12 protein-coding genes are annotated in these 12626 nt (G+C 60.3%); 7 read left to right on the plus strand and 5 right to left on the minus strand.

What is annotated here, in order from left to right; all coding sequences use genetic code 11:
* Positions 1–511, minus strand: a 511-nt coding sequence (locus QZ501_RS06825) for a sulfotransferase domain-containing protein (RefSeq protein WP_295718255.1), incomplete at its 3' end; no start/stop codon positions are given.
* Positions 512–745: 234 nt separating this feature from the next.
* Between QZ501_RS06825 and QZ501_RS06830 the strand changes: the two genes are divergently transcribed.
* The 4 genes from QZ501_RS06830 to msrA all read left to right on the plus strand — a co-directional run bounded on the left by QZ501_RS06830 (position 746) and on the right by msrA (position 4480).
* Positions 746–1657 carry a glycosyltransferase family A protein gene (locus QZ501_RS06830; protein ID WP_295718258.1) on the plus strand — a complete coding sequence of 304 codons (912 nt, stop codon included), beginning with the start codon at positions 746–748 and terminating at the stop codon, positions 1655–1657.
* 42 nt (positions 1658–1699) lie between these two features.
* Positions 1700–3241 (plus strand): exosortase/archaeosortase family protein, encoded by a 1542-nt coding sequence (locus QZ501_RS06835; protein WP_295718260.1) that lies wholly within the window; start codon positions 1700–1702, stop codon positions 3239–3241.
* A 112-nt stretch (positions 3242–3353) separates the two neighbouring features.
* A complete protein-coding gene (gene msrB, locus QZ501_RS06840) occupies positions 3354–3893 on the plus strand; it encodes a peptide-methionine (R)-S-oxide reductase MsrB (RefSeq protein ID WP_295718263.1) in 540 nt (179 codons plus the stop codon).
* A 2-nt stretch (positions 3894–3895) separates the two neighbouring features.
* On the plus strand, positions 3896–4480 hold the full coding sequence (msrA, locus tag QZ501_RS06845; RefSeq protein ID WP_295718266.1) for a peptide-methionine (S)-S-oxide reductase MsrA: 585 nt from the start codon (positions 3896–3898) through the stop codon (positions 4478–4480).
* Here the strand turns inward: msrA and QZ501_RS06850 are convergent.
* On the minus strand, positions 4477–5409 hold the full coding sequence (locus QZ501_RS06850) for a DMT family transporter (RefSeq protein ID WP_151439479.1): 933 nt from the start codon (positions 5407–5409) through the stop codon (positions 4477–4479). The genes msrA and QZ501_RS06850 overlap by 4 nt on opposite strands.
* A gap of 96 nt (positions 5410–5505) precedes the next feature.
* Here QZ501_RS06850 and QZ501_RS06855 point away from each other — a divergent pair, with 96 nt between their 5' ends.
* Complete coding sequence (locus tag QZ501_RS06855) at positions 5506–5886, plus strand: PilZ domain-containing protein (protein WP_151439480.1); 381 nt, start codon at positions 5506–5508, stop codon at positions 5884–5886.
* Positions 5887–5902: 16 nt separating this feature from the next.
* Here the strand turns inward: QZ501_RS06855 and QZ501_RS06860 are convergent, their stop codons facing one another.
* The 3 genes from QZ501_RS06860 to QZ501_RS06870 form a co-directional block, all read right to left on the minus strand.
* The gene (locus QZ501_RS06860; RefSeq protein ID WP_160898767.1) at positions 5903–7735 is read right to left on the minus strand and encodes an EAL domain-containing protein; all 1833 of its coding nucleotides are present in this window, start codon (positions 7733–7735) and stop codon (positions 5903–5905) included.
* Positions 7736–7949: 214 nt separating this feature from the next.
* Positions 7950–8447 (minus strand): helix-hairpin-helix domain-containing protein, encoded by a 498-nt coding sequence (locus QZ501_RS06865; RefSeq protein WP_202405633.1) that lies wholly within the window; start codon positions 8445–8447, stop codon positions 7950–7952.
* Between the two features lie 75 nt (positions 8448–8522).
* Positions 8523–10052, minus strand: coding sequence for a bifunctional GNAT family N-acetyltransferase/carbon-nitrogen hydrolase family protein (locus QZ501_RS06870; protein WP_160898766.1), 1530 nt, complete (start codon positions 10050–10052; stop codon positions 8523–8525).
* A 134-nt stretch (positions 10053–10186) separates the two neighbouring features.
* Between QZ501_RS06870 and QZ501_RS06875 the strand changes: the two genes are divergently transcribed.
* Together QZ501_RS06875 and QZ501_RS06880 are read left to right on the plus strand one after the other, a co-directional pair.
* A complete protein-coding gene (locus tag QZ501_RS06875) occupies positions 10187–12073 on the plus strand; it encodes a methyl-accepting chemotaxis protein (RefSeq protein ID WP_295718271.1) in 1887 nt (628 codons plus the stop codon).
* A gap of 13 nt (positions 12074–12086) precedes the next feature.
* Positions 12087–12623 carry a YiiD C-terminal domain-containing protein gene (locus QZ501_RS06880; protein ID WP_295718274.1) on the plus strand — a complete coding sequence of 179 codons (537 nt, stop codon included), beginning with the start codon at positions 12087–12089 and terminating at the stop codon, positions 12621–12623.
* The last annotated feature ends 3 nt before the right edge of the window (positions 12624–12626 follow it).

Here is a 12626-nt window from a genome sequence, read left to right on the forward strand (position 1 = left end):
TCAGGATCTGGAAACGCTCCCTCGGGAAATACCTGAACCAGCGTTCCAGGTGTTCAGCGTAGTGGCCCATGGAGCGGATGCCCCACTGGTCGCCCACCTCGCTGATGCGTCGGTTAGGGCTAACGCGGTTGGCACCGATGTGGTGGAAGTACGAGGAGACAGCACGGCTCACCGGATCCCGCAGGATGACGATGAGCTGGACGTCCGGAAAATGCTCGGCCACTCGGGCCGGGACGTCCGGCGTTGCCTCGAATCCGCGTGCCTCGCTGTGCGCGTCCCGTACCCATAGATAGTCCGGTGTGAACTCGCCGACCGCCCTGGTTTGTTCCTCGCATTGGAAATGGGCCAGGTACCAGTCAAGGCCTTTGTGGTAGTGGCGATTGAAAAAATGCGGCTCTTTGGGGTCCGCGCAGCAGACTTCAGGGTGCTGTTCTACCATGCGGTAGAGCCACGATGTTCCGGCCTTCTGTATGCCGATGCACAGGAATGTCGGTTGGGCGCTTGAACTCATGTTGTCGCTTTGATCTGAAGGAGTTAATGATTTCCAACGATGCCTGTGATCGGCCTTCGTCCCAGCTCATTCGAAGCTGGGATCCTAACACGGCCCCTCAAAGGTAACCAGCGCCCCGGCTGGCCCTGCAGTGCGCCGCGAAACCTCTTCCTGCGAGGGGGCCGGCAAGCTCATTGCGGGATAGTGTGGTTCATGAAATAGTCAGGGCAGTAGAATGCCTAGTGGAGTTGACCGATGAGCGGTGATCGCCAGGGTGGTGAAAAACCTCTTGTCAGCCTTATCCTGGTCACGGCGAACAGGGCTGAATGGCTGGGCGATGTACTGGATGCCATTCAGGCCCAACAGGAAGACCGTTGGGAACTGATAGCGGTGGACTGCGGATCCCAGGACGCTACCCTTGAGGTGCTTGAGGCGCGCGCTGCTGGCGATTTCCGTGTCCGGGTACAGTCCATTGAGGAGACGGATAAGGCCATTGGGCGGCGCCAGGCGCTCAGTAAGGCCAGGGGGCAGTACCTGGCATTTCCGGACCCCAACAGTCTCTGGTCTCCTGGTTTTCTGACCCAACTTTGCAAGAAGCTCGACCAGAGCCCTGAAAAGACGGGAATAACCTGTGCGCCATCGGATATACTTGGAAGCGGGGACGAGGTATGTTGGACGCTTCCCGGGGATCCCCGACACCAAACCATGGTCCAGGATCTGTTCGAGAAGCCACAGCTTGTGCTTTCAGCGTTACTGATCCGCCGTAAGGTTTTAAAGCCTCTGGAAAAAACCGGGATGCGATTCTGGCTTGCTAACGACCATGCGTTATTGATCTGGCTGACGTGCAAAACAGCCCTTGAGCCGTGTGGCGGGACATCTCTGGTCAATATCCGGCCCATCGAAGGTCAATATCCGGCCTGTCTTGACCCTGTTTCTGAAGCTCGGGGAGAGGCTCTGGAATATGCCCTGGAAAACCTCCCCGGGGTGGTCCCCTCACGCTTTGCGCGCCGCTGTCTGGCAGGCTTTTACCGGGGGCGCTCGGTTTCCATTGTGGTGAATGGAAGTACTGGAGATGCCCTGGGCTGTGCGTTACGAGCATTAATGTATCGCCCTCTGTGGCCCCGAGCATGGAAACAGCTTCTGTCTATTGTCGTGAGAGGCCACTGAGCGCAGAATCCGGTTAACCATTACCCGCATGGAATGACGCACATGGAAGGTACCCCAAGTAGCACCGGCCGCTTGAACCGCTTGGCCCCGGCGCTGATGCTTCTGGCATTGCTTGGCAGCACGGCCGGCACCTGGTGGCTGACCCTGGATCGCTGGATGAAGCTTGATGAATCCTATTCCCATGGGTTCCTTCTTCTGGTGGTTTCTCTGTTCCTTACGTGGCAGGCGTGGCACCGGGAGCGCCCTGTAGTCGGCTTTTACCCACTCTGGCTGGTTCCTTTTGTTTTGGGGCTGGCAGGGTACGCAATTGGGGATCTGCTCGGGGTTCAGGCACTGCGTCAGCTTGCGCTGGTTCCATTGATTCTCGTAGGTCTGGCGGTTCTCTGGGGGTGGCGCCAGCTCGTGCCTTTTTTGATCCCTGTCGGCGTCCTGTTCTTCGCGATGCCGGTCTGGGATTTCATCAGCTGGCCGCTGCAGCTCATGACAACCTCCGTGAACCAGCTTCTTCTGGGCGCCTACGGGGTCGATTTCGAGGTGGAAGGCGTTTTCGTCTATCTCATCGGTATTGGTGCCTTCGAGATTGCCAATGGCTGCTCCGGGCTGCGGTATCTGCTGGTGGGGATGACACTGAGCTCGCTTTACGGCCACCTGAACCTCCAGCGCTGGTCCAGCCGCATTCTGCTCCTGGTTGTTGGCGTTGCCTTTTCGTTGATGGCGAACTGGATCCGCGTCTTCATCATCATCCTGGCGGGCTACCTGACGGACATGGAGACCAGCCTGATCGAGGATCATGATGCCTTTGGTTGGTGGGTCTTCGCGGGAACCCTGGTACCGCTGTTCTTCATTGCCCGGGCGATTGAGGGCAGGGCGGCAGAACAAGAGCCTGCCGAACCGGCCAGCAGGCCGGAGCCCAAAGGCAACGACCGCTGGGCGACTGCGATTACAGCGCTGCTGCCTATTGCCATGGTGTTGGCGTTCTCAGGCGGGCATGCGCAGGTCGAGACGCGGATGCAGACCTATGCGTTTGACCCGATGACGTCAGAAACGTGGGCTCCGCTGTTCCAGCGCGAGCTCGAAGACTGGCAGCCCCGGTTCAAGGGCACCGACCGCTCTCTCCAGAAGACCTATTTCCTGAAGGATGAAGGCCTGGCGCCGGGCAGTCCCCGCCAGACCAGCTTTGTAGGACTCTATACCTACAACCCCCAGCGCGGCGGGCACGAGGCGGTCATGTACGGCAACCGCCTCTATGACCGCAGCGCCTGGCTTCCGGAGATGACCTTCAATGTGAATACGGGGGATGGCATCAGCTGGCAGGGACTGACCCTGCGCCAGAGGGCTTCAGACAAGCATCTTTACCTGGCCTACAGTTACTACGTTGAGAGCTTCTGGGAGACGGATGAAGTGCGGGCCAAGCTGGCCCAGTTGCTCGGCGTTTTCAACGCCCGCTCGGATGGCTCCCTGATGGTTGTTGCGCTGCATTGTGGGGACTGTGATGGCCAGGCGATGGTTCGCGAGCTTGCTGCTACCGTTCGACCCCGCCTGCAGGAGGCCGTAGACGCGTTTAACAGCTCGAAAGGCGGCTGATCAGAATCCCCAAGTGAACGGAACTCAAAGCCGTTTCAGGTGTGACAACTACAATCCGGGCGTGTCGGTTCATCGTAAAAAAGATTAATACCCATTCAGCCCGGAGGGCGTGATGAAACGCAGAGATTTTGTATCCTCCATGATGGCGGGGGGATTCCTCCTGATGGTTCCGGTCGGCTTCGCCGTTGCCCGTGACATCAGGTACTACCACGATGTTTCCGTTCCGGATTCCGCACTTCAGCCTCTGGAGCACAAGGGAGAATGGTGGCGTGGCAAGGTATCGAGCGACGCCTGGCAGATCCTTTTCAGGGAGGCAACGGAGCCGGCTGGCTCAAGCCCACTGAACGGGGAGAACCGCAACGGCACCTTCGTCTGCGCGGCCTGCTACCTGCCGCTGTTCAGCTCCGAGACCAAGTACGAATCCGGCACCGGCTGGCCGAGTTTCTGGGCGGCTCATGAGAAGCACATGGGCACGAAGACGGATTACAAGGCTTTCTGGCCACGGACCGAATATCACTGCATCCGTTGCGGCGGGCACCAGGGCCATATCTTCGATGATGGACCTGAGCCGACGGGAAAACGCTGGTGCAACAATGGCCTGGCGCTGACATTTGTACCGGAAGGTGAAACACTTCCGGCGTTGAGGGGGTAAGCATGCGCGTTCTGATTCCGGTGCTGCTATTGATGACCGCATTGACTGGCCATGCCCAGGAGAATACCCAGACCGCGGTATTCGCCGGCGGTTGCTTCTGGTGCATGGAGCCGCCTTACGACAAGCTTGAGGGGGTGACGGAGACGACCAGTGGCTACGCGGGCGGTGATCTTGAGAACCCCAGCTACCAGCAGGTCAGCTCCGGGCGGACTGAACACCTGGAAGTCGTTCGGGTTCGATATAACCCGGATGAGGTCTCTTACGGGAAGCTGCTCGAGGTGTTCTGGCGCAATATCGACCCCCTGGATGACGGCGGGCAGTTCTGTGACCGGGGTTACCAGTACACAACCGCCATTTTCACGCAGTCGGAGGCGCAGCAGGAGGCTGCACAGGCGTCAAAGCAGGAACTGGTTGAGTCCGGGCGGTTTGATCAGGAGATCGTGACGCCCGTGAGGCAACTGGAGGCGTTCTACCCGGCCGAGGACTACCACCAGAACTATTACGACAAGAACCCGATCCGTTACTGGTATTACCGCACAAGCTGCGGGCGGGATTCCCGGCTCGAGGAGCTCTGGGGCGATGGTTAGGCGCCTCGGAGATCCCGCACCAGTGCCCGCACCGTGTGCCAGCGGTTGACCAGCAGCGCCGTGAGAATAAGTGCGCAGCCGGCGAACTGCTGCAGCACCATGGTCTCGCCAAACCATCCCGCCGCAAAGAGGGCCACCCAGACCGGTTCCATGGAGAGGATCACCACACCATGACTGTGTGCGGCCAGGCTCTGGGCCCAGGTCTGCACGAAGAACCGGGCTGCTGTCCCCACAATGGCGCTGAGCACAATCCAGAGGACCAGGTTGCCGCCGAAGTCACTGAACGTGGGCTCCCAGGGCTCCAGCAGGAATGAGAGCACCAGGGTGACGAGTCCCACCATGGTCAAACCGATTGTGGTCAGGGGAAAGACGGGGAGGGCGGCACGGCGAGACTGTCGGCCTGCCGGGTTGCTGTTGGCGGCCCTGGAATTGAGCGTGAAGTAGAAGGCTAGGATCACGGCGGCGAGCAGGAAGAAGAGCTGGCCGGCTTCCGGGTTGAAACCGCCATTCAGCGAGAGCAATGCCAGCCCCGCCATGGCGACAGGCAGAGCCACCCAGGTTGTTACCGGCTGCTCCTCGGAAAACACCAGCCTTGCGATAATGGGCACGAATACCACGTTCAGGCTGATGATGAAGGCGCCTTCGCCAATATGGCTGCTCAGGTGAAGCCCGGTAACCCAGCTGCTCATGCCGGCACCGAAAACAACGCCCACGCGCGCGGCCCGCAGGAGCTGCTCACGGCTCAGGCCTGCCAGCTGCCGCCAGCCGAAGACGGCCAGAACACCGCCGGCAAGCAGGAAACGCAGCGACAGGAACAGCAGCGGTGGCATTGCCAGAACGGCCTCGCGGGAGAACATCCAGCTGATGGCAGCCAGGAGCGCGGCTGCGACAAAGAGCAGGTCGGATTTAGCAGTATTCGAGACGGGCAAAACAGCGGCCACTTCACAGAGCGAATGGAGTGCGGACTTTACCCCCTGAGAAGCCTTGACCACAATACAGAAAGGTACTGAAAGGAGACTGCCAGGATGAACGAGCGCCGCCGTGAACAGCGCCTGCCATGGGTATCCATGGATGCCAGGATCAAGGTCCGCAAGGGGTTGATTGGATCCGCATGGGTTGATGTGGAGGTTGTGGATTACAACCGGCTGGGCATCGGGATCATTGCGGCGGACGACCTGCTGAAACCAGACAGTAAGGTACAGGTCAGCCTGCGCCTGAACACGGAAGTGGGGGAGATCACGGTGGATCAGGTGGCAGCCAGTGTTCGTCACTCCCAGACGGATGAACACGGCTACTTCTTCGGGCTGGAGTTTGAGAAAGACCCTTCCGAGGGCGTGCGTGAATCACTGCAGCGTATCGAGGGCATCCTCAACCGCCATCAGGGGCTGGCGGAGAAAGTACAGTAACCGCGGAGCCCAGGGCTCAGGCCTTGAGTTCCCGCTCGCTGTCGTCGCTGAAGTAGCGGTAGAGCTCATCGAAACTCATGGGTGAGGCGTAGCGGTAGCCCTGTACCAGTGAGCACCCGTGCATGCGCAGGAAGTACTCCTGCTGTTCCGTTTCCACGCCTTCCGCCACCACCTGCTTCTCCATCTGCTGGGCAATGCCGATGATGGTGGTGGCGATGTCCGTGTTGGGGCCGTCTTCCGGGATCTCCTTCACAAAGGTCTGTCCGATCTTGAGCATGTCGATGGGCAGCGAGCGGAGCTGCCGGAGGCTGCTGAAGCCGGTTCCGAAGTCATCAATGGTGATGGTGACGCCGGTCCTGCGGATGCGCGCAAGCTGGTCCCGTGCTACCTCTGGCTCATCCGAGAGCATGCCCTCGTGAATGTCGATCTCCAGAAAGCGCGGTTCCAGGCCGGACGTGCGCAGTGCAAAGTCGATTACGTTCTCCAGCCCCGGATCCCGGAACTGGCGGGCGGAAATATTGACGGCAACGCGCACGCCACGCCCAAGCAGCTGGTGCAGCAGCTTGATCTGCATGCAGGCCTGCTGCAGCACCCAGTTGCCCAGGGGCATGATCAGCCCGGTATCCTCGGCCACCGGGATGAATTCATCGGGCAGTATCTCGCCCCGCTCCGGGTGCTGCCAGCGGATCAGGGCCTCCATGGCGGTGATATCGCCGGTGTTGAGATCAACCTGGGGCTGGAAAAGCAGGAAGAATTCCTCGCGCCGCAGGCCATGGCGCAGCTCCCGCTCCAGCGTCATCAGCTGCTCGGCACGGTTATTCAGGCTCTCGGTATAGAAGTCGTACTGGTCGCGGCCCTTGTCTTTGGCGCGATACAGGGCAAGATCCGCGTTCTTCATCAGCGTGTCGGGGGTTTCACCGTCGGCTGGGGCCGTGGTGATCCCGATGCTGGTTGAGATCAGTACTTCCTGCCCCTTAAGCCGAATCGGCGCCTTCAGGCTGGCCAGCATGTTCTCGGCGATCATGGTCAGATCCTTGGTATCCGAGACATCGTGCAGGAGTATGGTGAACTCATCGCCGCCCAGTCGTGCCACGGTATCCTGGGTGCGCACACAGGACTTCAGCCGGTCCGCCACGGTGAGAAGCAGCATGTCCCCGGCGTCGTGGCCCAGGCTGTCGTTGACCTGCTTGAACTGGTCGAGGTCGAGAAAGAGCAGGGCGATCTGGGTCTGGCGGCGGGCAACGCTCTGCAGTGCCTGCTCCAGGCGGTCCTGGAACAGGCGCCGGTTCGCCAGGTTGGTCAGGCTGTCGAAGAGTGCCAGCTGCTCCATGCGTTCATGGGCCAGCTTGAGCTCGGTGATGTCCACTGCGGAGACGATGTAGTTGACGGGCTGGCCGTCATCATCGAGTACCGAGGAGGTGGTGACGGCCGTCCACAACGGTGTGCTGCCATTGGTGCGGCACAGCAGTTCACCCTTCCAGTGGGGCTGGAGGCAGTCGAGAAAGTTGGTCAGAACACCGGTTTCGGTACCGGACAGGTTCACAGTGGCACTGAGGGTGGCGACGGAGTGGCCGAGGACATCATCCCTGGAGAAGGCGGTCAGCTGGCAGAACCGGTCGTTGACGAACTCGATACGGCCCTGCGAATCCGTGATGAGGATCATGGCGCCGCTGTTCATGACGGCACTGGAGAACTTGGTCAGCGTGGTCTCACGTTCGTTCTGCTCCCTGCGCGAACGTGCGAGCCGGAAGCTGAGCACAGCCGTGGCCGCGATCAGGACCATCGTGACCACCACGGCGGTTACCGTTGCGGTCAGGGTTAGCCAGGCTGGAAGGGTTCCCAGTGCCATCAGCGCCATCCTTTGTTATTCCTTGTGCGGATGCTTCAGCTTCCACACTAGACAAGATCCTTTCTATCGTAGGGAATTACGTCACACTTGGCTTGGGATATACGAAGATTTTACGTGTTAACGCACGTTAATGGATGTATCCGATAGTAACACTTGCTCTGGTAGGGGGGAACCGGGGCCGGTAATGGCCCCGATCGCAGGCGTTGAGGCTTGTTTACAGAAGCTTTTTCGCTTCCGCCTGCCAGCTGGGGAAGCTCTTGAGCTTGCGGAACTCTTCGAGCTTCTTGCTGTCATCCGCGGAGGGATTGGCGAGCTGTTTGATGGACGTGATCCCTTTGGCCTGCATCTTCTTCGCAGTGGCCGGGCCGATGCCCTTGATCTGAGTCAGATCATCCTTGCTTGCCGTACTGGATTTCGCGGCCTTGCCGGAACCGGAGCCTGCCTTGGAAGCACTGCTGCCGGAGGTACTTTTGCCTGCAGACTGTTTCGTGCTGGAGGTGGACTTGCTTGCGGCATTCGGCTTCGTGCCGCCTGACGCACCGGACTTCTCGTTATCGGAGGGTTTGTCACTGAAGCCCGCCCGCTCCATAAGCTGTTCACGCAGGTCGTTCACCTGGTTCTGCAGTGTGTCGATCCGCTTGAGCGCATCATTGACCAGCTGCTCCACGCGCTCCACCAGCGAACTGATGCCGAGTTTCTTTTTCTTACCCATCGGTATTGCTCCCTGAATATGCCTGTGAGTCAGAGCCCTTAAAGCTCGATCAGTCTAACATTTCACCAGCGTGGGTCACCCCCGCCATTTGAGTTCGTAGAGGTCCGGCCGCCGATCCTTGAGGTTGGTGACGGAGCCCTCCGCCCGGATCACTTTCAGCTTGTCGAGATCCAGGTCCGAAAACATGATCATCTCGGTATTCGGCGTGGACTCGGACATCACCGCATCGTGGGGGAAAGCGAAGTCACTGGGCGAGAACACCGAGGACTGGGCGTACTGCACGTCCAGGCTCTCCACGCGGGGTAGGTTGCCCACGCTGCCGGTAATGACCACGTAGCACTCGTTCTCCACGGCGCGTGCCTGGGCGCAGTTGCGCACGCGCAGGTAGCTGTTCTTGGTGTCTGTCCAGAAGGGTACGAAGACAATGTCCACGCCCTGTTCCTGGGTGGCGGCGATGCGCGTCAGTTCCGGGAATTCAACGTCGTAGCAGATCTGGATCATCACGCGCCCGGCGTCGGTGTCGAACACACCAAGCTCGTTGCCGCCCTCAATAACCCAGTCCCGGCGTTCGTGGGGCGTGATGTGGATCTTGCGTTGCTCGTCGATACGCCCGTCCCGGTGGCAGAGGTAGGAGACGTTGTAGATGCGGTCGTCCTCGAACAGCGGCATGGAGCCGGCCACAATGTTGATGTTGTAGCTCACTGCCATCTGCGACATCTCGTCCCGGAACTTCTCCGTAAAGGCGGCCAGGAAACGGATGGCCTTGGTCTGGTCCGTCTGGTCCGTCAGCCCCATGAGCGAGGCGTTGAAGAACTCCGGAAAGACGGCGAAATCGCTCTTGTAGTCGGAGAGCGCATCCACGAAGTACTCCACCTGGCGCAGCACCTCGTCCACCGAATTGAATTCCCGCATCTGCCACTGCACGGCACCGAGCCGGACCTGGCTCTTGCGGCTTTCGAGCACCGAAGAGGGCGGCTCGAACATGATGTTGTTCCACTCGAGGAGTGTTGCGTACCCCTTTGATTTTTCGTCTTCTGGAATGTACTTGTGAAGGAGGCGCTTGACCTGGAAATCGTTTGAGAGCTGGAACGAGAGGATCGGGTCGTAGACCTCCTTGCGGTGCACCTGTTTGATGTACTCCGCCGGGTTCATCTCATCCGCGTACTGGCGGTAGCCGGGGATGCGTCCACCCGCGAGAATGGCGCGCATGTTGAGGCTGCGGCAGAGTTCCTTGCGCGCGTCATAGAGCCGCCGGCCAAGGCGATAGCCGCGGTAGTCCGGGTGGATGAACACATCCAGGCCATAGAGGGTGTCGCCCTCGGGGTTGTACAGGATCCGGTCATTCTTCATGACCAGGTCGTCATAGGTATGCGGGTTTGAAAAGCGCTGATAATCCACTCGGGCCGTGAGCGCGACCGCCACCAGCTTGCCGTTGTCCTCGATGCAGATCTGGCCATCCGGGAATTTTTCGATCATGTGCTTGATGGTATCCCGTGGCCAGGCGCCGCCGATGTCCTCATAGACCATATCCATGAGCTCACGCAGCTGCGGGTAATCACGCAGCTCCAGGTTGCGCGTCTGGAGGTGGAGTTCATCGTGGGCCATCAAGCTGGTTCTCCTTACTCGGTGAATCGGTACAATGCACGCCGCCCATCATAACCTAGGTTCAAGCTCAGGCGATGGTTGCCGTTAAAGACTATACTGCCCACTAATTCCCATCAGATAAGCGGAGCGCCCCCATGAAGTCGCTTTCCTTCAGCCAGAAGCTGTTGATCGTATTCGGTGCCCTGCTGGTCCTTGCCATGCTGGCCACCGCGTTTCTCAACAACACCCGCCTGAGTGCCCATACCGAGCGCAACCTCAATGCGCTCACGGAACAGGTTGTCGACCAGAGTACGGCGACCATCGCCCAGTGGCTCAACACACGGCTGAACGCGACCCGGCGCTTTGCAGAGGCGGCCGAATCCGTGACCAGCGATGAGGGCATTCGCAACCTGTCATCGACCGCAGCGGAGAGCCTCGGTCTGAAACACTTCTATGTGGGCGCCGCCGACGGCACCATGCTGATGGAGAACCGGCAGGCAGAAAGCGCGCTGCCGGACGGTTTTGATCCCTCACAGCGGCCCTGGTTCGAAAAAGCCCGCAGTGAGGGGGCCGGATTCACTGAGCCCTACGAGGACGCCGCCGGCGGCGGGCTTATCATAACCGCTACCGCTCCGGTAAACGCCGGTGACTACGAGGGCGTGGCCGGGGCCGACATCAGCATGAATGCCATCAACGATGTCCTTTCCCCCGTCACCATGGCGGGTAATGGCTACGCCATGCTGGTAAGCGATGAGGGCAAGGTGCTGTATCACCCGGAATCCGACCATATCAACGCCTCGCTTTCCAGCGTATTGGGGCAGAGCGTTCCCATGGATGGCTCGCGGCACCAGGTCAAATTCAGTGGTGAAAGCTACCTGGCCAGTTTCCATCCGATTTCGGAAGCCGAGGGCGTGGACTGGTACGTCGGCCTGATGGTGAACGAGAGCCAGGCCTGGGCACCGGTGATCCAGGGGCGCTGGAACGCCCTGGGGAGCACGGTTGTGGCCCTGTTAATCACACTGGGTCTGATCTACGTCAGTCTCAATGTCCTGCTCAGGCCTGCCCGGCGCCTGCTCAGCGCCATGAACGAGATTGCCTCGGGTGAGGGCGATCTGACCAAGCGCCTGGAGGTTGAGAGCCGTGACGAGTTCGGGCAGCTGGCGCAAGCATTCAATGGCTTTGTTGAGAATGTGCGTGGCGTCGTTGCCGAAGCCCAGGAGAGTGCCAGCGAACTGCAGCAGCATGTGTCGTCACTGCGCAATGCCAGTGCGACCAGCCGGGACAGCGTGACGCAGCAGCAGCAGGAGATTGACCAGGTGGCCACGGCCATCAACGAGATGTCGGCAGCCGTCAACGAGATCGCCCAGAACGCCCAGAGCACGGCGGATTCGGCGGGCAATGCGGACAGTGACAGCAAGGAGTCCCTGCAGACCGTCCAGTCCTCCAATGAGGCTGTTGAACGCCTGGGCCGCGAAATCGGCGAAGCGGCGCAGGTGATCGATAAGCTGGGCAATGACGTGGGCGAGATCACCGGGATTCTGGAGGTGATTGAGGGCATTGCCGAGCAGACCAACCTCCTGGCCCTGAACGCCGCGATCGAGGCGGCCCGCGCTGGCGAGGCGGGCCGCGGCTTCGCGGTAGTGGCGGACGAGGTCAGGGCGCTCGCCAAGCGCACCCAGGACAGCACCGAGCAGGTCAACAACATGATCACCCGCCTCAAGGAGGGCGCTGACAAGGCGGTGAGCGTCATGCAGGAGTCGCAGGCGGTGAGCAACATGAGCATGGAGAAGGCGCGGGATGCCATGGAAGCCCTGGAGCGGATCAGCCAGTCCATTTCCGATATCAGCGACCGGACCAGCCAGATCGCGACCGCCTCAGAGGAGCAGACCTCGGCCGTGGACGAGCTGAACAGCTCCATCACGCGTATTGCCGACCAGGGACAGGATGCGGCCGAAGCGGCCTCGGAAAACGACCGTTTGAGCAGTGAAATCAGTGAAGTCGGAAGCACACTTCATGATAAGGTAGCGCGTTTCAGGGTCTGACAGAGGACGCGTCATGAAGGTGTTCAATACGGTTGCGCCCCGGGTTCGGGGCTACTTCGGGCAGCTCGAGGAAGCCGGGCGGCCCATCCCCGGGCTGGCCCGGTTCGAGAAGAAACTGGGCTACGGCCTGCTCAACCGCCTCATTGCGGCCAGTGTGCCGTTCACCCGCCGCAATGGGTTCAGCGTCGTGGAGCTGCGTGATGGCTATCTGCGCGCGCGGTTGACCCGCAAGGGCAACCGGAACCACCTGGGCACGGTCTATGCCGGCGCCCAGTTCCTGCTTGCGGAGATTCCGTTTGGGGCCATGGCCCTGGTGGAGTTCGAGGGACGGTTGATTCCCGTCCTTAAGGATCTGCATATCTTCTACGACCAGCCGGCCCGCACGGACCTGGAGGTGGAACTGACACTGGATGCCGAACGCAAGGCCCGGATTGAGCAGGATGCAGCGGATAACGGTAAAGCCGAACTCATCATCGAGCTCGACCTGAAGGACACCAGCGGGGAAGTCGTCGCACGGGCCGAGGCGAACTATCAGGTCCGCCCGGTCTGACGC

The organism is uncultured Halovibrio sp., from assembly GCF_913056445.1.
GTDB lineage: Bacteria > Pseudomonadota > Gammaproteobacteria > Pseudomonadales > Oleiphilaceae > Halospina > Halospina utahensis_B.

Excerpts from the sequence above, each read along its gene's own strand:
- QZ501_RS06830 (WP_295718258.1), top strand. The coding sequence starts at position 746 with ATGAGCGGTGATCGCCAGGGTGGTGAAAAACCTCTTGTCAGCCTTATC.
- QZ501_RS06835 (WP_295718260.1), top strand. The coding sequence starts at position 1,700 with ATGGAAGGTACCCCAAGTAGCACCGGCCGCTTGAACCGCTTGGCCCCG.
- msrB (WP_295718263.1), top strand. The coding sequence starts at position 3,354 with ATGAAACGCAGAGATTTTGTATCCTCCATGATGGCGGGGGGATTCCTC.
- msrA (WP_295718266.1), top strand. The coding sequence starts at position 3,896 with ATGCGCGTTCTGATTCCGGTGCTGCTATTGATGACCGCATTGACTGGC.
- QZ501_RS06855 (WP_151439480.1), top strand. The coding sequence starts at position 5,506 with ATGAACGAGCGCCGCCGTGAACAGCGCCTGCCATGGGTATCCATGGAT.
- QZ501_RS06860 (WP_160898767.1), bottom strand. The coding sequence starts at position 7,735 with ATGGCACTGGGAACCCTTCCAGCCTGGCTAACCCTGACCGCAACGGTA.
- QZ501_RS06865 (WP_202405633.1), bottom strand. The coding sequence starts at position 8,447 with ATGGGTAAGAAAAAGAAACTCGGCATCAGTTCGCTGGTGGAGCGCGTG.
- QZ501_RS06870 (WP_160898766.1), bottom strand. The coding sequence starts at position 10,052 with ATGGCCCACGATGAACTCCACCTCCAGACGCGCAACCTGGAGCTGCGT.
- QZ501_RS06875 (WP_295718271.1), top strand. The coding sequence starts at position 10,187 with ATGAAGTCGCTTTCCTTCAGCCAGAAGCTGTTGATCGTATTCGGTGCC.
- QZ501_RS06880 (WP_295718274.1), top strand. The coding sequence starts at position 12,087 with ATGAAGGTGTTCAATACGGTTGCGCCCCGGGTTCGGGGCTACTTCGGG.